Consider the following 20410-nt stretch of genomic DNA (forward strand, 5'->3'; position numbering starts at 1 on the left):
TTTTGCAAGCAGGGCCGTGGTTATCCTGCTCCGAATGGTGAGAATCTTTCTGCTCACCTCCTCCAGAGGAGCATCGTCCTTGAAGGAAAGACACACCTTGAGCTTGAGGAAGCGGTCTGTTTTCGTCCCCTCTGTCGTGAGGGGGATAAAGAAAGGCTCCAGGGAATAAGAGGGAAGGGAGTCAACTACGGGTCGAGGTTCGGATCGACTCTGGGGGGCTGGTGATGGGACCGGGATTCGAGGCTCTCTTATTCTTCCATTTCGGCTCCTTCCGTACTGATAGCCGAGAGTGAAAGCACTTCCTGCCAACATGACAGCAGTAATCAAGATGACAGTGGTACGTGTTGGCCGAGTCCGGGTTTCCCCTGCGAGCTGGTGGGAACCGGCGGCACCGGATGGGGGAGTGCTTTCTTCCTCTTGTTTTTCGAGGCCTTCCAAATCGAGTTCCACCTTTTCCTTGCGTCTTCTCGGAGAGGGACCTTGTTCACGAGACCCGGTCTTTTCAGGTTGATCGCCTGAGATGGGTGTCGAATCATGGGAAGAGATCTCCTCCTGCCCGCTCGCTTCCGCACTCTCGGGTTCGAAGGATGTGTCGGATCCGCTGAGGCGGATCTCTGGATTTACAGGGGGTGCCTCGTTCTTCTCCGACATCTCGTGATCCTCGACGGACGGCGACACGGTCGCCAAAGCAAATACTGTGCCGTTTTACCCATCGCGGGCGGCAAGACCGGGTCGAGAAGGCTCGTGGTATCTGTGGCGAAGCCAAGGGGGACTCCGCCGAAGTGTAGCACCCGCCTTTGCCATGGCTTCGGTGCGGTTGCCTCTCGCTTCCTTCCTGCGGCAAGTCGCGGCATCCGCGTGAAGACGAGTGAAAGAATCTCCGAGTAGGCCCCTTCTGTCAAAAAGGTTGCAGACTTGACAACAAATTGACATTCTCTCAAGGCTTTCTATCCAAAAAGACTTGTGATTTCAATAAATTAAAAATAAGGAAGTGGCAGCGCATTTGCTTTTGACACGGGCCAGCGGGTCTGTTTCCGGTCTTTTTCCTTAATGGGGAACCGGATTGTTGCCGAAAAGATAGATGGGACCGGGTCTGCACGATCGGATTCGGCGAACGGGAGAGGCAAGTGAGCGGCTTGTGAGGGTGGCCTTGGGGTAAGAGAAAAGGGTTTGACCGAATGGCTCGGCAGGAGGCACGGCGGATCGATATTCCCGGAAAAGAGGGCTACTCCGGCCGATCGCCCTGCTCCGTTTGCTGGTGCCCATGCAGGAGTGAGGAGAGGGAAATGGATCGGACCGGAGCCCAAAGGGTAGTACGGCGGATCGAAGAGCTCCCGACTCTCCCGGCCGTTATCGCCCGTATCCTGGAGGTGCTTGAGGACGAGGGTTCTTCTTCGAGAGACCTCGAGAGGGTCGTCTCGTTTGACCAGTCGATTTCGGCCAAGGTCTTGAGAATCGCCAACTCGGCCTATTACGGGTTTCCCCGGGAGATTACCACGATTCATCGGGCCATCGTACTTCTGGGGTTCCAGGCAGTGAAGGGGTTGGCCCTGGGGTGTTCCATCTTCGAGACATTCTTCCGCCAAGGTGGAGTCTCCTATTTCGATCGGACCGCATACTGGCTCCATTCGATCGCCTGTTCCAGCTGTGCCAGGCTCCTGGGAAAGAGACTCGAGGGGCTCGACCCTGAAGGGACGTCTCTGGCCGGATTGATCCATGATATCGGAATGGTTCTGATGGATCACGTCATGCACGAGACCTACAGCAGAGTCCTGGAAAGGGTCATCAGACAGGGGGGGCGCCTTGCCGAAGTGGAGAGGGAGGTCTGGGGATTTGATCATGCCGAGGTTGGGGCATGGCTTGGAGAACAGTGGAAATTCCCCGCGCCCCTTGTCGAAGCGATCCGTTTCCACCATGGGATTCCGGGTGGCGGAAGGAGTTGGACGAGACTCCCCGCTGCCATCCATCTGGCTGACTTCTGCTCTAACGAAGCAGGCTTGAGCGTGACGGGCGGGCACGACTCCGCGGAGCTAATCACCGACGCGTTGGCGGCAACTGGCCTGGGCCGAGACGACCTAGCCGAACTGACGGCGGGGATCCGGAGTGAGAGGGAGGGGATCGAGGCCTTTTTTGCGGCCCTGTCGGCATGAAACCGAAGTTGAGGCGGTGAAGGGTTGAAAAGGAGAATCGCTCAAAAGCCACAGAGTCATAAAGCCTATGCAGAGGCTCTGGCTGCCATGAGCCGGCAGTTCGAGCAGAAGGTCAGAGAACTCTCTGCCATCCGCCGTATCGGGGATGCCCTTGCCTATCCCATGGAGATGGGCAGAGTGTGCACAGCGGTTCTCGATGCAGTCGTGGAAGGGCTGGATGCAGAAGGGGGTGTACTGATCCTCTTTGAACCGTCCGGACAGGTTCCCATGGCCGAGGTTGTCCCCCCTGCTTATCCCCGAGGTGAGGCGAATCCTTTCTATCCCAGTGGGGAGATGATCGATTGGGTTCTCAGGGAAAAAAGGCCCCTTGTCATCGAGGACGCCTCTCAGGAGACCCGTTTTCCCCCATCAGAACGGCCGGCCGGCGGCTCGGCGATGACCCTCCCCCTCATCTGCAGAGACGTGACCATCGGCGTGGTAAATCTGGGCCACTGCGAGGCGAATGCTCTCCGTTCCGAACAGATTCCGGCGGCCCACCTGATGTCCTCCCAGGCTGCCATCGCTCTTGAAAACGTGAAGCTGGTCCATGAACTCATTGCGATGAACGAATGCCTTGAGGAGAAGGTCCTTGAGAGGACCAGAAGCCTCCAGGTGACCAACCAGAAACTCATGGAACTCCAGGACCAACTGGTTCAGGCGGAGACGATGAAGGTTGTCGGCCAGTTCACGGCCGGAATCGGCCATAACTTGAGAACTCCCCTTTCGGTCATCCTCTCCACCGCCGATCTCATCAAGCTCTATGGAGACGGAAACAACAGGGTTACAGGCTACGCGGAAAAGATACTACAGCAGGGCTCGAGGATGGCCGAGATCATCGAGAACCTGATGGAGAAGTGCTACAAGACGCAGAGACAGGAGCTCGAAAGACTCGACATCAATCAGATCCTGGCAAAGGAACTCAGCTTCATGGAGGGGAACCTCGATTTCAAACACAACGTGGTCAGGGAGTGCGACTTCGACGAGGATCTTCCACGGATCGAGGGGTTTTATGGGGATTTCAGCCAGACCTTTGTGAATCTCATAAACAACGCCGTTGATGCCATGTACGAGACCGAGTCCAAGCGGCTGAAGATCTCCACGAGACACGACGAGGAGTATATCTACGTGGCCATCCAGGACAACGGGTGCGGCATCCCGGAGGAGGAGCAGAAGAAGATCTTCGATTTCTCCTTTAGTACAAAACCGGCAGTGCGGCAAGACGGCAGGCCGCCGGGCATGGGTATAGGGCTTTTCAACAGCAAATACCTTATGAGCAGGTACGGGGCTCAAATCAGGGTGAAAAGCCGCCCGGGTGAGACGGTCTTCACGGTCTGTATACCCATCCGTAGAGAGGGTGTGATCGGCGAGACCGACGAGATCCGTCCGCCAGGGGGGGGATCGCGACGATGGGCAGAGAAAAGATCCTGATTGTAGATGACGACGACGGTGTCAGGGAGATGCTTGCCGAGTTCTTCGGTGTCTTGGGCTATCCCTCGATTGTGGCCTGCAACGGCAGGGAGGCCCTCGGCCTTTTGGAGACCCAGGAAGTGGCACTGGTGATTTCCGATATCAAGATGCCGGTCATGGATGGGATCGAGATGTTGAAACGAATCAAGGAGGCCCATGCCGATCTCGACGTGATTCTAATCACAGGGTACGAGTCCGACTATTCACGCCGTTCGGTGAGGGAGGCCGGTGCATCGGACTACCTCTGTAAACCGTTCAATATCGACGTGATAGAGAAGAAGGTGAAAAGCCTTATGGACAAGCGGAGTGCAAGGAGGGGCGATGCACGATAGGGTGTCGAGAGGAATTCGGGGTTTCCTGGCCGAGCGGGCATCCATGGTGTTGCCCCTTCTGAGGCAGCTCACCCTCTCGGTTCTCGAAGGGCCCGCGAAGTGGCCTGAGAGGCTTCGGGAAGCGGGGAACGGGGCGAGTCCCGCGTGGCCTTTCGAGGCAGACGGAACCCGTAGGATACTCAGAGAGGGACCCTGCTGCTGCGGATCAAGGGTAACAGGGATTTCCGAGGTTGAGAGGGATCTCGCCGAAAAGAACGAGTATCTCCGAGTCGTGAATGAAGAGGTCATCAAGCTCACGCCGAGTCTGGAAGCCACAAATGCCGAGCTCGAGAAGACCCGGGACCATCTGGACAGCCTGATCCAGAACTCTGCGGGCATGATCGTTTCCACCGGTCGCAGGCGGACCATTACCCTGTTCAACAGGAGGGCCGAAGAGGTTCTCGGTTACAGATCCGGACAGGTCGTCGGCAGGCCGGCTCGATAGCCGGGCGGGAAGTGGGGAAAATGACCAATGGTCGGCCCCCTTGATAGCCAGATAGTCATCAACCAGAGCACAACGGCCGAAAGGGTCCAGGAGGTTCAGCAGCGGCACCCTGACTTCCAACAAAAGCACTTCGCCCTCCAACTGCAGGAAGAGCAGGAAAAGAAGCAACGGGACATCAGAGACACGGAAAAGGCCGACCAGGCCCTGATCAGGGATAGGAGGCGAGGAGGGGGCGATCGGGGAGAGAGGAAAAGGTCGCGCCAGGATCGGTCGGGCAGAGAAGGTGGTGCGGCTGCCCGGGAATTGAGTGGAGAAGAGACGGGGGGACAGGTCGACATCTTTGTCTGATTGGCCCACGGGCGTCAAGACGCGTTTCAAGGGGCCCGGAGGAAAGCCCGTCTGGAAGGCCGGCAGGTGATACTGGAATCCACATTGGGGAACCATCTGATCCTTCTCCTGATCATGGCGGATCTGGCGGTCTGCGCCGTTGTACTCTTCTACCTTTTTGGTGGTCGGAAGCGGCAGGGGAGGTCCGGGGATACGGGCAAACTGCAAGAGACGGTATCCTCCCTAGGTGTTCTGCTCAGGGAATCGGACAGGGCCTCAAAGAATCTTATCGACGCGCTCCATGAAAGAAACAGGAGGACCGAAGAGCTCCTCACACAGATGGACTCCCAGGAAAAGCGGATAGTCGAGGCGATTCGGCGAGCCGAGAAGTTGACCCTCGAGCTGGAACATTCTGACATATCCGGTATGTACCGTGAAGTCTCCCGTCTGGGAAACCTGGGGCTCGACGCAGACGAAATAGCGAAGCGGGTGAAGCTGCCCAGGGGGGAGATCGACTTGATCCTGGGCCTGAAGAGATAGCAGAGCATGCCTTCCATCCACAGGGTCGGGCCGTCCCTTAAGACAGGAGAATCCCCAGCAGCACCAGGTTCCCGGTTGTTCGTGAGGGGCTCGGGGTGCCCTGGTCTGCTGAAAGCTCTCCATGTGGGCGATCTTTTGACCGGCCGTGTGGTCAGAGTGCTTGGTGGTTCCCGGGTGTTGATGGATATTGGAGGGACCGAGTTGGTCGGTACCACTGAGCTTCCCTTGTATGAAGGAGATCAGGTGGAGGGTGTCGTCAAGACCAAGGGCCCACCCATCATCCTCAAGATAGTCTCCCGTAACACTTCCGCCGATGCCAGAATCGTTGTTCTCTTCAGAGCGCTTGCCTCGCGGCTGCTCGTCTCCGGGGAGGATCCTTCGCCCATGGCCTTGCTGGAGAGCCTGAGCCCGGCCGATGGGGATTGGTTTCAACCCCTGCTGAGATGGTTTGCCTCCTTTGCCCTGGATCAGGGCGATCTGCCTGACCCGGCTTGGGTGCGGACCGCTTTGACCAGGGGAGGGTTGTTCTATGAAGGAAAACTTCGAAAGTGGGTCGAGGCGGGGGCCAAAGGGGATTTTCAGGAAGCGGAGACAGATCTCAAAGCACTGGCCCTTAAGCTCCTCGGCCTGAGTCGGGACCTCGGCAAAGAGGGGGGGTCTCTCCATGACAGAGCCGTGGGATTTCCAGAGTCACTGGTCGACAGGCTTGAGTTTTTCCAAACTGCAAACCTCCTTGCCAGGCAGCAGGGACTCGGCCTTCTCCTGCAGATCCCCTTTTTCTTCGGCAGTACCCCCGGGGCAGCCGACCTGCTGGTTCGACTTCCAAGGGGAAAAGGGAGGAAGGGAGAAGGGATTCTTCTGGTTGTCCTTCTCTCTATGGGGGGGCTCGGCCGTTTTCAGATCGAGGGGAAGATCTCCAACAAGGGAGTGACAATCAGAATCGGCATTGACCAAGAGGAGACCGTCACCCTGGTCCGGTCCATGGCGGGGGATCTCAAGGAAGGACTCCAAGGCCACGGCCTGACCGTTCTGGGAATGGAATGCTTTCTTCTCGAAAGGCCCCTTACCAGGAAGGCACTTCTAAAGAAGATCCTCCTGCCCCTGGATAGGCTGGAAGGGGTGAACATTCGAGTCTAGCCATGAGGAGAGTCCGAAACAGAGCGATCCGCGAGGCCCTGGCTCTTGACTACAGACCAGGGGAGGGAGAGGTCCCCAGGGTGGTGGCCAAGGGTAAGGGCGTGGTGGCTGAAAGGATAATCGGGGCGGCCAGAAAGGCCGGTGTTCCTATCAGGGAAGACCCCGCCCTGCTATCGCTCCTCTCAACCCTCGACCTGGACGAGGAGATCCCTCCGGAGGCCTATGCAGTTGTGGCTGAGATTCTGGCCTTCGTCTACAGGGTCCATCATAGGTGGAAGGCCGGCTTGGCTGGAGGGCCGAGATAGGCAATTTCTTCCATACCGGGGGCAGAGGCAGGAAAGCGAGGAGAGGAATCGGCATGGCCATGGATCCCTCCTGGGCCTAATTCAGCTGGAAATTCCATAGGTTATAACCGGAAGCACGAGGATCTCTCTTTGGCACGTCTCTTGATTCACCTCGTGATATCCTGATGTCTGGGGGGAGTCTGTTGAATCACGGGATCTATGTTTCGACCTCAGGATTTCTCAGCCAGCAGAAGAGGCTGGAGATGATCGCCAACAACCTGGCCAACGCAAACACGGCGGGGTTCAAAGGAGATGTGGCCGTGTTCGAGACTTCGAGCCCGCCCCTGACCGCAATCTGGGCGGGGGAGGGAAGACCCGTCTGGACCCCGACGTTCGTGAATCTGTCGGCAATAGTCACGGACTTCTCCGAGGGTCCCTTGACAGAGACGGGGAATCCTTTGGATGTGGCAATCGTGGGCCAGGGGTTCTTCGAAATCCAGACCCCTCAGGGCCCACGCTATACTCGAAGGGGCGACTTCGCCCTCACGGGTGACGGGAATCTTGTCACTCAGGAGGGACAACCTGTTATGGGACAGGGAGGACCTATCACCCTCACGGAAGGGGAGATCGAAATCGACCAGGGGGGGATCATATATGTCGACAGAAACGAGGAGGGACGCCTCCGAGTGGTGACCTTCCCTGACACGAGGAGACTCGTCAAACAGGGACGAGGTCTGTTTGCCTGGGCCGGGGGCTCTTCCGAAGTCAGGCCGCTTGAACATGTGGAGGTGAGATCAAAACACCTTGAGAATTCCAACGTGAACCCGGTCATGGAAATGGTTCGGATGATCGAAACGATTCGCACCTATGAGGCACAGCAGAAGGTGATTCATTCCTTTGATAGTACGGAGAAGAAAGCCGTGGACGAAGTCGGGCGGCTGAGATGATTTGCAATCTCTTCTACAGGCTTGCCCGGGTCTTGAACCCGGGTGCCTTGCCCGATGAATTTGGAGGATTGTAGGGGATGTTGAGGAGTCTGTGGATTGCCGCCAGCGGGATGCGTTCGCAGCAGATGGACATCGATGTCTGCGCCAACAACTTGGCCAATGCCAACACGGCCGGATTCAAGAGGAGTCGGATCGATTTTCAGGACCTGATGTATCAGACCCTGAAGCTACCGGGCACAGAGGCCGGTGGAGGAGGGATGATCCCCACGGGTATATACCTGGGTTACGGTTGCCGTCCGGTGGCCATTCAGAAGGTCTTTGTCCAGGGCGATTACCAGCAGACGGGGAACGAGCTCGACCTCGCCATTGAAGGGGCAGGGTTCTTTCAGGTGACGATGCCGGACGGGGAGACAGCATATACGCGGGCCGGTGCTCTCAAGAAGGACAACGAAGGCCGCATATGTACAAGTGACGGATATCTCATCGACCCCGCGATCACCATCCCGGAGGACACTATCAAGGTGTCGGTGGAAGCGGACGGAACGGTCTCGGTCCTGCAGGCAGGTCAGTCTTCTCCCACTCAAATAGGGACGATAGAACTGGCGACCTTTGTCAATCCCGCCGGTCTTATCCCCCAGGGGAAGAACCTCTACCTCGAGTCAGAGGCATCCGGGACGGCCATCACCGGGACCCCCGGGACCGAAGGTCTTGGAACCATCGCCCAGGGTTACCTCGAGTTGTCCAACGTGAGTGTGGTGGAAGAGATGGTCCAGATGATCGTGGGGCAGAGGGCATACGAGATCAACAGCAAGGCGATTCAGACTGCAGACGAGATGCTCCAGATCGCCAACAACCTGAAGCGCTAGCAGGTGATGCAGACCATGAAAGAGAGTGACTGCGGCATTCCGAAGAGAGGGCGTTCATTCCTGATGGTTCTCTGCTCGCTCATTCTTCTGTACGGCCCTGGAATGGGCCCGGGGGTCGAATCCGCCGGGGCCGTCGAGATTTCGAAGGAGACGATCAGAGAAGCGGTGGTGGGGTTTCTCGAGTCGAACCATCCCTGGAAACCGGCAGAGGTCCGGATCAGAGAGGTCCGCGTACCGGGCCCGGTCGTTCTGGCCGGCCAGAGGTACGATCTCTCCCTTCATGTACCGCCCAACACCCGGTATCTGGGCCGGACGCCGGTGCAGATAGTCTTCAATGAGGGCCGGCAAGATGAGAGAAGGATCTGGGCCAGAGCCTATATCGAGGTGCTCAAGGAGGTAGTGGTCACGAGGAGGCCGGTTGGGAGAAATCAGGTCCTTTCGGTCGAGGACGTCAGCCTGGACAAGAGGGACCTTGCCAAGGTCCCGCCCGGTGCGCTGACAGACCTGGGCGACGCCCTGGGACTCAGGATGAAGAGAACCATTGGCGCAGGCGTGGTTCTGAGAAGCGTCCTGGTGGACAAGCCCCCAGTAGTCAAGAGGGGGGACGTGGTGAAGCTGCTGTTCGAGACGCCAAGGCTGGAGGTGATCGCCCTGGGCCGGGTGGACCAGAGAGGAGGGGTGGGCGATACCGTACGGGTTCTAAACCTCGATTCCAGAAAGCGGGTATACGGCCGGGTTGTGGACAGCCAGACGGTCCGTGTGGAGTACTAGTTCCCCGGTTGGAAAGGGGCCGCAGGAATCGACCGGGTAGTGCCCGGTTTGATCGAGGAGGATCATGAAAGGGAAAAGGCTTTTCGGGTTGATTCTGTGGACCGGCTTGCTCGTGTTCGGGTGCGGAGCCCACACCGAGAATGCAAAGAGGGGCGGAGGAGTGGTGCCTGAGGGCACTGTCGCTCCCCTTGCCCAAGAACAACCATTAGAGGGTTCACTATGGAGAAGTGATTCGACCATGGCTTCGCTCTACTCGGACATCAAGGCGAGAAGGGTCGGGGACATAGTCACAATCACCATTGTCGAGTCTTCAAGCGCATCGGAGAGCGCCAACACAGACACGAGCCGCGATTCCTCGGTCAAGGCGGGAGTCGAGAGTTTTCTGGGTCTCGAGAAACAACTCGCTTCTCAGTACGACAATCTCAATCCCGCGGAGCTGCTCAATGCCAGCCTTAGCAACAACTTCAAGGGAACAGGGAAAACGGTGCGGAGTGGAAACCTGACGGCAAACATCACCGCCCGAATCATAGAGGTTCTTCCCAACGGCAACTTCGTCATAGAGGGGAAGCGGGAGGTGGAAGTCAACCATGAGGCCCAATATATCGTAATCAGTGGGATCATCAGGCCGGATGACATCTCGCGGGATAACGTGGTACTGTCGACATACATTTCGGACGCCCGGATTGCATACTCGGGCAGGGGCGTGGTCAACGACTACCAGCGGCCCGGATGGTTTACACGTTTTCTCAACAGGACCTGGCCGTTCTGAGGGCCGTGGCTTTCAGTATGGCATCCTGGCAATCAGATAGAAGCCGAACAGTGGCGGAGAACCCCTTCAGAGGGGAGACCAGATGAAGCGGATAGAGGCGCTGCTTGCAGTTACAATCCTCCTGTGGCTTTTGCTTTCGCCGGCGGCCGCGGTGCGGATCAAGGATCTTGCCGATATCCAGGGTGTCAGGTCCAATCAACTGGTGGGCTACGGCCTCGTCATCGGCCTCGACGGAACAGGGGACAACCAGGGGACGGAGTTTACCATTCAGAGTCTGGTCAGCATGCTGAAACGGATGGGAATTCAGGTGGACCGCTCCAAGGTCAAGGTGGACAACGTGGCTGCCGTAATGGTGACGGCGGACCTGCCGCCCTTTGCAAGGGCAGGAACCCGCATCGACGCCCTGGTTTCGTCTATCGGCGACGCCGAGAGCCTACAGGGAGGAACCCTCGTGCTGACCTCCCTGAAGGGACCGGATGGGTTGGTCTACGCTGTAGCCCAGGGCCCCGTTTCCATCGGCGGAGGATTCACGGTCTCGGGTGCAGCGGCAAAGGCACAGAAGAACCATCCCACGGTCGGGCGTGTCGTGAACGGAGCATTGATCGAAAGGGAGATTCCCTTCCGGTTCGGAAACAGGAGGGAGATCAGCATCAATCTCAGGCGCCCGGATTTTACCACGGCTTTGCGCCTTGCTCGGGTCGTCAATTCCGCCTTGGATGGAGAATTCGCCACGCCCATAGACGGCGGCACGGTGAGGGTGGAGCTGCCTTCCGAATATGCGGACGACGTTGTGGGACTCGTTGCCTCTATTGAGGGACTGGACGTAACCCCGGACAGGATTGCAAAGGTGGTTCTCGATGAAAGAACCGGTACGGTGGTGATCGGAGAGGAGGTACGGATCTCCGCCGTGGCTATCTCCCATGGCAATCTCAGCATCGTGATCAAGGAAAGGCCCGAGGTCTCACAGCCCATGCCCTTTGCGAGGAGGGGAGAGACGGTCGTTACGCCCAAGACCGAGCTCAGGGTCAAAGAGGAGAAGCAGAAGGTGATGCTCATGCCCGAGGGCGTCAGTATACAGGAGGTGGTCAAAGCCCTCAACGCCATCGGTGTTTCACCTAGAGATCTCATCGCCATCTTCCAGGCCCTCAAGCAGGCCGGAGCCCTTCAGGCTGAGTTGGAGATCATGTAGTTCGAAGCTGTCAGAAACAAGGGAATGAACCTGTTGGTGGAGTTGGAGTGGAACGAGTTTTCCCCCTTAGCGGTATGGTCGAGAAGGAGTTGCCCGGCGCTTCTCCACGTTTTTTGCCCGTGAGAGGCGGTGACCGCCCGGGGATGACCGACAAACCGGGTCGTCTGCGGAGGGCCTGCCAGGATTTTGAGTCGATCTTTATCTACACCCTGCTCAAAACCATGCGAGCCGGCCTTGCACAACCCCAGGGAATGGGCCTGCACAGCGGGTTGTATACATCGATGGGCGACCTTGAAGTTGCACGCTTCCTGGCCCGCGGCCGGGGTATAGGCCTGGCGGATCTCGTCTTCGAACAACTCAACGCCTCCTTAGACGAGCCGGGTGCCGGGGCAGGGAAGCGGGTTGCTCCCTACAAACCGGGTACGGTCTGGAATGTCCAGCGGGTGAGCGGAGGAGGGGGTGTCACCTTTGCGGGATCGCGTCCCCGCGATGGAGAATCGACCGGAGAAGACCGGAAGGGCCCGGCGGAGCGCCGGAATGGCTAAAGTTTTGCTTGTCGGCTGTCGATAGGTGTGGTAGACACGGTTTAGAGTCTGTGGAAGGAGTCGCGGCTATGAAGATTTCCGGGGACAAACCCTATGTGCTCGAGCCCTATATCAAAAGGGCGGGAGAGAAGGAGAAAGCCTCACAAGGGCGAGGGCCTGACAAACAGTCATCCAGGCTCGATAGGGTCGAGATTTCAAGGGCAGCGCGGGAGAGGGAGACCCAGGAAATAACACAAAAGGTGAAAGGACTTCTGGAGAAGGTCCCTGATGTTCGAGAGGATAAAGTGGTCGGCCTCAAAAGGGCGATCGAGGCAGGGACATACTCTGTGAAGGGCGAAGATGTCGCCCGGAAGATGATAAAAGAGGGGATTGATGAGTTTGCCTAGACCCTCCTCTTTTGTGTCTGAAACGCGGGCAACGGGAAAAATACCTTGGAATTCATCCTCACCGATTTATCGGATCTTCTGGCCAGGGAACTGGAAATCTATCGCTCCCTCCTCTCTCTTCTCCAGCAGGAGAGAAGGATCGTCGTTGACTGTTCCATACCCGAACTGATACAGGCCACCAAGGAGAAGGAGAATCTCGTCCTCAAGATACGGATACTGGAGCAGTCTCGACAGGCCATACTCCAGGATCTGGCCGGGAGAATGGGGCTCTCCCCCGATGAGCTGACCCTTTCGGCCCTGGAAGCGCGGCTCGAAGAGCCTCTGGCAGGGCGGCTGAGGAGCCTCCGGTCGAATCTGTCGGCGATCCTGAGGAGTATCCAGGAGGCGAACGAAGAGAACCGGGTGTTCCTCCAGCATTCTGCGGACTTTGTCAGGGGGTCTCTCGCCCTGATCCGGTATCTCGCGGTGTCGAGTCCGAAGTATGCTGCCTCCGGGGTCTTGGACGGTGACCGAGGCGGCGGCCGATTCCTTTCGGAGAAAGCTTAGGGCGGGTTTGAAATGTCGACCATATATGCCATCATGAACACGGCCAAATGGGCCCTTCTGACCCATCAGAAGTCCCTCCAGGTTGCGAGCCACAACATCGCAAATGTGGGGACACCGGGCTTTTCCCGGCAGGAGGTGATCCTCGAGACGGCCACGCCCCTCTCTTCCAATCCAGGACAGATCGGAACCGGAGTCCGTGCGGAGGAGGTGCGGAGGGTCTACGACCGGTTCCTCCAGTCTCAACTCGCAAAGGAGTCCCAGATCCTGGGCAGATGGCAGGCCCGCAAGGGGGCCGTAGGCCAGGTTGCCGCGATTTTCGATGAGACCTCCGAGACAGGCCTGAGTGCACGGATGACCGAATTCTGGAATGCCTGGCAAGAGTTGGCCAATAATCCGTCAGGCCAGGCCGAGAGAACAGATCTTGTCCTGAAGGCCACCTCCATGGCGGAGATGTTCAACCGTGCTTACTCGAACCTGTCCGACCTCCGGGATCAGATGGACGACTTGGTTTCAGATGGATTAGACACCGTCAATACCATTTCCACCCAGATTGCCAACCTGAACGAGAAAATAGCCTCCGTCGAGGTGACCGGGCAAAACGCCAACGACTACAGGGACCAGAGAGACCAACTCCTGAAAGACCTCTCCGAGATGATCGATTTCAACAGCTTCGAGAGTTCAGACGGGATGGTGACCGTTTTTGTCGCCGGGGGCAAGCCGATCGTCCAGGGTAAGATCAGTTTTTCTCTCCAAGGCGAGACGAACAGCTCGGGCTTTTACGATGTAATGTGGAACGACGGCAAGGATAACCTGACCGACATCACCTCAAAGATCGAGCAGGGGAAGCTCGGGGCATGGCTTGAGATGCGGGATGATACGATAGCGGGGTACATCGACCAGTTGAACACCCTCGCCCAATCGATGATAGGCGAGGTCAACCGGCTCCACAGCTCGGGGGTGGGGCTCAGCTACCACACTTCTCTTACGACCTCGTACGAGGCCGACCCGGCAGCCTCTCTCGCCTCGTCCGCGTCGGGCCTCCCTTTCTGGGACGAAATAGTGGAAGGCAACGGTTTTTCTCTCTGGGTGTACAATACGGCTACACAAGGGGAGACAGAGACGTCGATAACCGTGGACCCAGGGGATACGCTCCAGGACCTCGGGCAGAAGGTCGACGCGGTGACCGGGGTTTCTGCAACGGTCTCGGGAGGCTACATGACGATCAGCGCGGATAGCGGGTATGAGTTTCATTTCTCAGATGACCAGAGTGACGTCCTCATGGCCCTGGGGTTGAACGGTTTCTTTGACGGGACCGGTGCTTCGGACATGGCGGTAAACTCCGTCATCCAGAACGATGTGAGTAAAATCGCCGCAGCCACGGACCACCGGGCCCTGCCCGGAGACAACCGGAATGCTCTTGCCATCGCCGATCTTCAGAATGCCAACCTCCTCGCCGGCAACACGGCCACCTTCGACGGGTATTACAACAGCCTTGTTGGTTCGGTGGGTGCCTCTCTGTCGGACGCCAAGACTGCCACGGACCATCAAGAATCCATGGTCGAACATATCGAGAACCGGAGGGAGGAGGTTTCAGGCGTCTCCCTGGACGAGGAGATGACGAATCTGATGGAATTCCAGCAGGCCTACGAGGCATCGGCTCAGATGATTCGTGTGGTGGGAGAGATGCTGGATACTGTTATGAGTCTGGTGTGAAGGAAGACGAGAGAAACCCAGGCAGATCCATCAAGGAGTGATCTATGCGGGTTACCAACAGAATGGCCTACAATCTGATCGGTAAGGGCCTTTCCCAGAGAGCGGAGAGGATCATGAGGGTTCACGAGTCGATCTCCTCTGGGAAGCGCGTCAACGACCTCTCTGACGATCCGCTGGCCTTGACCCGGATCCTGGACCACCGGAGGAGTCTGGCCTCCCTGGATCAGTATACGGAGAATATCGACCAGGCCACCTCCTGGCTGAAGGCGACCGAATCGAGCCTCTACGATGTCAATAAGCTCCTGGCGAGAACCAAGGAGCTGGTTCTCGGTCAGACAACAGGGACGGCCACGGATGAGACAAGGCAGGCCGTGGCCGAGGAGGTGGACAGGATTTTCGAACATGCCATTCAACTGGCCGACCTCCGTCTGGGAGACAGATACGTCTTCTCGGGTTTCAAGACAGATACACTGCCATTTTCTTCGACTTCTGACTACACCTATCAAGGAGACACGGGATCGATTCAGGTGGAGATCGCCAGGGATCAGAAGGTAACGATCAACCTGAACGGGGCGGAGGTCTTTACCAGTGGTTCCATCAATGTATTCTCGGTTTTTGACAACGTGGTCACCCATCTGGGAAGCAACGACGTCTCGGGCCTCCAGGCAGACCTAGCCGATCTTGACACAGCCATGGACCAGATTCTTGGAAAACTGGCCGAAGTGGGAGCCAAGGCAAACCAACTGGAGTCGACCAAACAGAGCCTCCTGGATCTCAAACTCAACATTACCGGAATGGTCTCGGAGTTGGAGGATACGGACCTGGCAGATGCCGTGGCCGAACTCTCACTCCAGGAGACGGCCTATCAGGCCTCCCTGGCTTCTTCCGTTAGGTTGATGGAGACAAACCTGTTGGACTTCTTGAAATAGAACTGCTCGCGAGGCGGGTCCAATCCCTTCGCCATACACCATGGAGGGTGGAGTGCTGATCTTGACAAGGAAGTCAGGTGAGAGGATCACTATTGGCGATCGGATCCGGGTAACGGTCGTCGAGATCAAGGGGAAACAGGTTCGTCTGGGTATCGAGGCCCCACCGGATACCAAGGTTCACCGGGAAGAGATATTCCAGAAGATCCAGCACGAAAACGAGGTGGCAGCCAGCAGCGGTGTGAAGGCCCTGGAAACCCTGGCCCGCTTCTGGCAGGAGAAGTCCGAGTGAAGACCGGCGGCAGCGGGTTTTCCCGGGCCAGGCGGGTTGAGGCAGAAGGTATGAGAGGTGGCAACTCTTCATTGAGCCGAGAATCCCGGAGGAGCATGCATCGTGCCGGAGAGGCTTGGCGGTTGCCCGCCGACGGGGGAACCCCGTCGGCGAGGACTCCTCGCCTCAGGGCAAGCAGCCGCTCTCAGGAGAGCAAGGCGCGGACCATGAAGCTCATTTCCAAGAAGCTCGGCGAGGTTTGCTACAGGGAAGACGAGGTAATCACTTTCCCAGAGGGTCTGCTCGGTTTTCCAGAAAAGAAGCGCTACGTCTTTGTCGAGCACCGAGGGGGAAGCCCCCTGAAGTGGCTCCAGTGCCTCGATGATCCGTCGCTCAGCTTCGTAGTCGTCAATCCTCTGCTTTTCAAGAGGGATTACGAGGTGCGGGTTGACAAGAGGGATCTCGCCCTTGTGGGGGATTCCGATCCCGCCCATATCACCATCTGGACCCTGATCTCCTTCACTCCCGACGCTCCCGAAGCCAGTACGGCCAATCTCCTGGGTCCCCTGGCCATCAACTGTGCAACCCGTCTCGGAAAGCAACTGGTCCTCGATCCCTCCAAGTACGATCTCCGGTATCCCATCTTCAAGAACAAGAGATGAAAGGCGCAGGATCGTTCTTGCCTGGTGAACCCCCTCCGGTAAGCCGCCGGGCATCCGCGTGAAGGCGAGTGAAAAGGCTAAAGTCCTCCCTCCAATCGACCGATAACTCAACTGAATACGAGAGGGTCTCTCAAGGACCCGGAAAAAGACCGGAGAGAAAGGGGGGATGAAAGCGCGATGTCAGGTTCTCACAAGGCAACAAATGTGAGGACCCAGCAGGGTAAGGATACCCTGACTATTAAGACACGGACGGCCCAAGGCCGGCCGCAACAGGACAAGGAGGTTTGAATCATGGCACTTCGTATCAACCACAACGTAATGGCTCTCAATTCCTACCGGCACCTGAGCATCACCCAGGGCAAGCTGTCCAAGTCGATCGAGAAGCTCTCGTCTGGTCTCAGGATCGTCCGGGCAGCCGATGACGCCGCAGGCCTCGCGATTTCCGAGAAGATGCGGGCCGACATCCGCGGTTTCAATCAAGCGGTTCGGAATGCCAACGACGGTGTGAGCATGCTCCAGACCGCTGAAGGGGCTCTGAACGAGATCAGTGGCATGCTGACCCGAATGAGGGAGCTTGCCGAGCAGGCGGCAACGGGTACCGTGGGGACGAGCCAGAAGGGAACCCTGGATCAGGAATTCCAGGCCCTGGTGAGCGAGATCAACCGGATCGCCGACGCTACGGAGTTCAACGGCACCAAGCTGATCAACGGTGCTCTCTCTTCCGGGTCCGCCACCGCGGCGACCTTCCAGATCGGTATCGGCAACAACTCGAGCACAGACAGGTTGAGCATCGGCATCAGCGGCATGCACGCGGCATCCATCGGCCTCAGCGGCATCTCCATAAGCGCCACCGCCAATGCTCTGACCGCTCTGGCGGCCGTCGACACGGCTATTGCCAATGTGGCCAGCCAGCGAGGCGATATCGGTGCGGTTCAGAACAGGCTCGAGAGCACCATAGCCAACCTCAATATCTCGGCAGAGAACCTGACGGCGGCCGAGTCTCAGATCCGTGATGTGGACATGGCGCTCGAGATGGCCAATTTCACCAAGAATCAGATCATGACCCAGGCTGGAACAGCCATGTTGGCCCAGGCGAACCTGGCCAACCAGTCGGTTCTGACGCTTCTTGGTTAATCGGTATCGAGATGCCTGGAGGGGAGTTCTCCTCCAGGCATTACCGCCGAGAGGTGAACCATGAAGCCCTTTGATGGTATTGGATCCATAGAAGCTTCCTCAGTTCAGTCCGTGGAGGGCTACCCCTCTCAGGAACGGGGAAAGACCCCCCAGGTGGCCGGGCCTGAAAGGGCGACCCGGGACGCAGAGGCGTTGAATGAGAGGAGACAGGCCGAGAGGGAGCAGGCAAGGAGGATCGCCGACCATCTGAACCGCACGAGCCGCGTCTTTGACAGGAGAATCCACTTCGAGGTACCGTCTGACAGCAGGGAAGTGATCGTGAAAATCGTCGACCGTGAGACAGGGCATGTCATCCGTCAGATTCCGCCGGCCGAACTCGTGAAACTGGCAAAACAGATGGACGAGATCTGTGAGACCATCTTCAGTTCCAAGCTGTAGTCAAAAGGGAGAATGATCGATCATGGCAACATCTACTGTGAGCGGCTTGGCTTCGGGGATCAACTGGACGGACATAATAAGCCAGTTGATGGAAATCGAACGCCGCCCCATCACACTTCTTGAGAGCAGGAAGTCCGACTACCAGGAGAAGCTCTCCGCGTGGCAGACGATCAATACGCGTCTTTTGTCTCTCAAGAGCGAAGCCGACTCCCTGAAAACCGCCTCCGATTTTCTAGCAAAGACCGCCTCGTCCAGCGACGAGGACATCCTTACGGTCTCCGCCACCAGCTCCGCTGTGGCAGGCAGTTACTCGGTAACGGTCAACCGGCTTGCCCAGTCCCACAAGATCGGCTCTCAAGGTTGGGAGGACGAGGACAGTACGGCTGTGGCCAGCAGCTCCGGGACCTTCACATTCTCGGTGGGGTCCGGTGACAGCGTGGAGATATCGGTGGATTCCACCACCACCCTGCTCGATCTCAGGGATGCCATCAACGGAGCCGACGGCGGCCTCACCGCTACGATCCTCAATGACGGTTCGGCAACCAATCCTTACCGTCTGGTACTGACGGCCGACGAATCCGGAGAGGAAAATGCCATCACGATCTCAAATAACGACACTTCTCTCAACTTCAGCACAAAGAGTATCGAGACGGCCGCGGCCGACAGCGACAACACCTTTGACGGTACCGTAACCTCTTCCGGCACGTACACCGGTACGGAAAACAAGACCTATCTGATCGAGATCACCACTGGAGGGGCTCTAGGGGCAGCCAAATTCAAAGTTTCCGAGGACGGTGGAGTAACCTGGGGTGCTGCCGATGCGTACACGACCAGTGCGACCGCCACGTCGATTTTCGACGAGCTCCACAGCACAGATCAGGGGGTGGATGTGGCCTTCGGAGCCGGAACCCAGGATTTCGCCGTGGGAGACCGCTTTACCATTGACGTATTCAACCCCACCCTTCAGGCTGCACAGGACGCGAGCCTCGAGGTGGACAACATCAGCATGACCAAGAGCTCCAATACAATCACCGATGTGATCGAGGGAATGACCCTCAACCTTCTCTCCGCAGATTCCAGCAGTCCGGTTTCCGTCACTGTCTCGAACGACACGTCGACGGTCATGTCCAATATCAGCGATTTTGTGGAGGCTTACAACAGCGCCCTTTCCCTTATCGATGAGCAGTTTCAGTACGATAGCGACAACGATACTTCGGGTCCCCTCAACGGGGACGCAACTCTGCGCAATATCCAACAGCAGCTCAGGAGCATTATCAGCACATCCATCGATGGGCTCACCGGCGACTATGTGGTTCTCTCCCAGATCGGAATCAAGACCGGAAGCGACGGGCAACTCGCGATCGACGAATCTGATCTCTCTGACGCCCTTTCTGACGATTTTGTGGGGGTCAGCCGGATTTTCGTTGGTCACGGCAGCACGAGCCACGGTTCCGTCTCCTACCTCTCCCACACCGATGACACCGAGGCCGGCACTTACGATATCCGTATTTCCGGCAACACCTTGCAGTTCAGAGTGTCCGGCGGGGATACATGGTACGATGCCCCAGAGGCGGTGGACAGTTCGGATGTTTTTACCGGGCCAGAAGACAGTCCCATGGAGGGCTTGAGAATCCAGACAGCGGCGTCGACTCCCGGCGACTATGGGACAGTGACCATTACCCGTGGGGTGGCCGCCCAGCTGAGCAGGCAACTGGATTATCTCACCGACTCGTACACGGGTACGATTCACTACCAGGAAAAGGGCATCGAGGACCACATGGACTATCTGGACGACCGGATCGCCGATCTCGAAGTCCGGATGGACCAGATTGAGGCGAGGTACACCAGGCAGTTTTCTGTTCTGGAAGCCCTGCTCGGTCGGATGCAGAGCCAGAGTGACTGGTTGACCAACCAGGTGGTGAGATTGCGTTAGAATACCGGACAATGAAGGGAGTATGTCACATGGATCTGAACTATTCCTTTACCCAGTACCAGAAGACCCGCTTTGTCACGGCGGACCAGGGCAGGCTGATTCTCATGATGTATGACGGGGCTATCCGGTTCATTGAACAGGCAAAGACGAAGATGGAAAGGGGAGACATCCCGGGCAAGGGGATTGCCATTGCAAGGGCCCAGGGTATAATTTCCGAATTGAACGGCAGCCTGAACCGAGAAAAGGGAGGCCAGTTGGCCCTTTCTCTGGAAACCCTTTATCTGTACATCAACAATCAGCTCTCCATGGCCAACCTCAAGAACAGCCAAGAACACCTGGACGACGCACTCAAGGTTATTCGGGAACTGTTGACCGGGTGGAAGGCGATTATCCAACGGCCCAACTCCCAGAGGCTCCACAGGGCAGCAAGAGATTTCAGGCCTGAGACCGCATCGGCTCTGTAGGGAAGGTTGCAGGAAACCCCAAGGTTGTTCCTTTCTGAAAGGGGCGAGGCAGATCTTTCCTCTCCTGCCGGAGTTGCCCGCACCCGGGGT

At 57.6% G+C, this 20410-nt stretch carries 25 protein-coding genes; 24 read left to right on the top strand and 1 reads right to left on the bottom strand.

Annotated elements, in window-relative coordinates; genetic code table 11:
* On the bottom strand, window positions 1–651 hold a 651-nt coding region (locus JRJ26_01765; GenBank protein MBW2056201.1), incomplete at its 3' end, for a hypothetical protein.
* Window positions 652–1286: 635 nt separating this feature from the next.
* Here JRJ26_01765 and JRJ26_01770 point away from each other — a divergent pair.
* The 24 genes from JRJ26_01770 (at window position 1287) to fliS (ending at window position 20320) form a co-directional block, all read left to right on the top strand.
* The gene (locus JRJ26_01770) at window positions 1287–2150 is read left to right on the top strand and encodes an HDOD domain-containing protein (protein MBW2056202.1); all 864 of its coding nucleotides are present in this window, start codon (window positions 1287–1289) and stop codon (window positions 2148–2150) included.
* Window positions 2151–2174: 24 nt separating this feature from the next.
* Entirely contained in the window at window positions 2175–3617 is a 1443-nt protein-coding gene (locus JRJ26_01775) for a GAF domain-containing sensor histidine kinase (protein ID MBW2056203.1), read from the top strand.
* Window positions 3596–3988 carry a response regulator gene (locus JRJ26_01780; GenBank protein ID MBW2056204.1) on the top strand — a complete coding sequence of 131 codons (393 nt, stop codon included), beginning with the start codon at window positions 3596–3598 and terminating at the stop codon, window positions 3986–3988. The genes JRJ26_01775 and JRJ26_01780 overlap by 22 nt, the downstream gene beginning before the upstream one ends.
* On the top strand, window positions 3978–4472 hold the full coding sequence (locus tag JRJ26_01785; GenBank protein ID MBW2056205.1) for a PAS domain S-box protein: 495 nt from the start codon (window positions 3978–3980) through the stop codon (window positions 4470–4472). The genes JRJ26_01780 and JRJ26_01785 overlap by 11 nt, the downstream gene beginning before the upstream one ends.
* A gap of 27 nt (window positions 4473–4499) precedes the next feature.
* Window positions 4500–4820, top strand: a complete 321-nt coding sequence (locus JRJ26_01790; protein ID MBW2056206.1) for a hypothetical protein — start codon at window positions 4500–4502, stop codon at window positions 4818–4820.
* A 66-nt stretch (window positions 4821–4886) separates the two neighbouring features.
* Window positions 4887–5339: a DUF2802 domain-containing protein gene (locus JRJ26_01795; GenBank protein ID MBW2056207.1), complete on the top strand. Its 453-nt coding sequence runs from the start codon at window positions 4887–4889 to the stop codon at window positions 5337–5339.
* A gap of 201 nt (window positions 5340–5540) precedes the next feature.
* Window positions 5541–6476, top strand: coding sequence for a flagellar hook-length control protein FliK (locus JRJ26_01800; GenBank protein ID MBW2056208.1), 936 nt, complete (start codon window positions 5541–5543; stop codon window positions 6474–6476).
* A gap of 2 nt (window positions 6477–6478) precedes the next feature.
* Entirely contained in the window at window positions 6479–6781 is a 303-nt protein-coding gene (locus JRJ26_01805) for an EscU/YscU/HrcU family type III secretion system export apparatus switch protein (protein MBW2056209.1), read from the top strand.
* A 182-nt stretch (window positions 6782–6963) separates the two neighbouring features.
* Window positions 6964–7707 (top strand): flagellar basal-body rod protein FlgF, encoded by a 744-nt coding sequence (gene flgF, locus JRJ26_01810; protein MBW2056210.1) that lies wholly within the window; start codon window positions 6964–6966, stop codon window positions 7705–7707.
* 77 nt (window positions 7708–7784) lie between these two features.
* Window positions 7785–8573, top strand: coding sequence for a flagellar basal-body rod protein FlgG (gene flgG, locus JRJ26_01815; GenBank protein MBW2056211.1), 789 nt, complete (start codon window positions 7785–7787; stop codon window positions 8571–8573).
* A 15-nt stretch (window positions 8574–8588) separates the two neighbouring features.
* Window positions 8589–9344 carry a flagellar basal body P-ring formation protein FlgA gene (flgA, locus tag JRJ26_01820; protein ID MBW2056212.1) on the top strand — a complete coding sequence of 252 codons (756 nt, stop codon included), beginning with the start codon at window positions 8589–8591 and terminating at the stop codon, window positions 9342–9344.
* 64 nt (window positions 9345–9408) lie between these two features.
* Entirely contained in the window at window positions 9409–10113 is a 705-nt protein-coding gene (locus JRJ26_01825) for a flagellar basal body L-ring protein FlgH (GenBank protein ID MBW2056213.1), read from the top strand.
* Between the two features lie 82 nt (window positions 10114–10195).
* Window positions 10196–11302 carry a flagellar basal body P-ring protein FlgI gene (locus JRJ26_01830; GenBank protein MBW2056214.1) on the top strand — a complete coding sequence of 369 codons (1107 nt, stop codon included), beginning with the start codon at window positions 10196–10198 and terminating at the stop codon, window positions 11300–11302.
* A 47-nt stretch (window positions 11303–11349) separates the two neighbouring features.
* Window positions 11350–11847, top strand: a complete 498-nt coding sequence (locus tag JRJ26_01835; protein MBW2056215.1) for a hypothetical protein — start codon at window positions 11350–11352, stop codon at window positions 11845–11847.
* A gap of 68 nt (window positions 11848–11915) precedes the next feature.
* Complete coding sequence (flgM, locus tag JRJ26_01840) at window positions 11916–12233, top strand: flagellar biosynthesis anti-sigma factor FlgM (protein ID MBW2056216.1); 318 nt, start codon at window positions 11916–11918, stop codon at window positions 12231–12233.
* 45 nt (window positions 12234–12278) lie between these two features.
* Window positions 12279–12779: a flagellar protein FlgN gene (locus tag JRJ26_01845; protein MBW2056217.1), complete on the top strand. Its 501-nt coding sequence runs from the start codon at window positions 12279–12281 to the stop codon at window positions 12777–12779.
* A 12-nt stretch (window positions 12780–12791) separates the two neighbouring features.
* A complete protein-coding gene (gene flgK, locus JRJ26_01850) occupies window positions 12792–14492 on the top strand; it encodes a flagellar hook-associated protein FlgK (GenBank protein MBW2056218.1) in 1701 nt (566 codons plus the stop codon).
* 44 nt (window positions 14493–14536) lie between these two features.
* The gene (gene flgL / locus JRJ26_01855; GenBank protein MBW2056219.1) at window positions 14537–15421 is read left to right on the top strand and encodes a flagellar hook-associated protein FlgL; all 885 of its coding nucleotides are present in this window, start codon (window positions 14537–14539) and stop codon (window positions 15419–15421) included.
* A 52-nt stretch (window positions 15422–15473) separates the two neighbouring features.
* Window positions 15474–15710, top strand: coding sequence for a carbon storage regulator CsrA (csrA, locus tag JRJ26_01860; GenBank protein MBW2056220.1), 237 nt, complete (start codon window positions 15474–15476; stop codon window positions 15708–15710).
* A gap of 206 nt (window positions 15711–15916) precedes the next feature.
* Entirely contained in the window at window positions 15917–16351 is a 435-nt protein-coding gene (locus JRJ26_01865) for a flagellar assembly protein FliW (protein MBW2056221.1), read from the top strand.
* 291 nt (window positions 16352–16642) lie between these two features.
* Window positions 16643–17485 (top strand): flagellin FliC, encoded by an 843-nt coding sequence (locus tag JRJ26_01870; protein ID MBW2056222.1) that lies wholly within the window; start codon window positions 16643–16645, stop codon window positions 17483–17485.
* A 60-nt stretch (window positions 17486–17545) separates the two neighbouring features.
* Window positions 17546–17923, top strand: coding sequence for a flagellar protein FlaG (locus JRJ26_01875; GenBank protein MBW2056223.1), 378 nt, complete (start codon window positions 17546–17548; stop codon window positions 17921–17923).
* Between the two features lie 22 nt (window positions 17924–17945).
* Window positions 17946–19856: a flagellar filament capping protein FliD gene (fliD, locus tag JRJ26_01880; GenBank protein ID MBW2056224.1), complete on the top strand. Its 1911-nt coding sequence runs from the start codon at window positions 17946–17948 to the stop codon at window positions 19854–19856.
* A 29-nt stretch (window positions 19857–19885) separates the two neighbouring features.
* The gene (gene fliS, locus JRJ26_01885; protein ID MBW2056225.1) at window positions 19886–20320 is read left to right on the top strand and encodes a flagellar export chaperone FliS; all 435 of its coding nucleotides are present in this window, start codon (window positions 19886–19888) and stop codon (window positions 20318–20320) included.
* The last annotated feature ends 90 nt before the right edge of the window (window positions 20321–20410 follow it).

It is taken from the genome of Deltaproteobacteria bacterium (assembly GCA_019308905.1).
GTDB lineage: Bacteria > Desulfobacterota > BSN033 > WVXP01 > WVXP01 > JAFDHF01.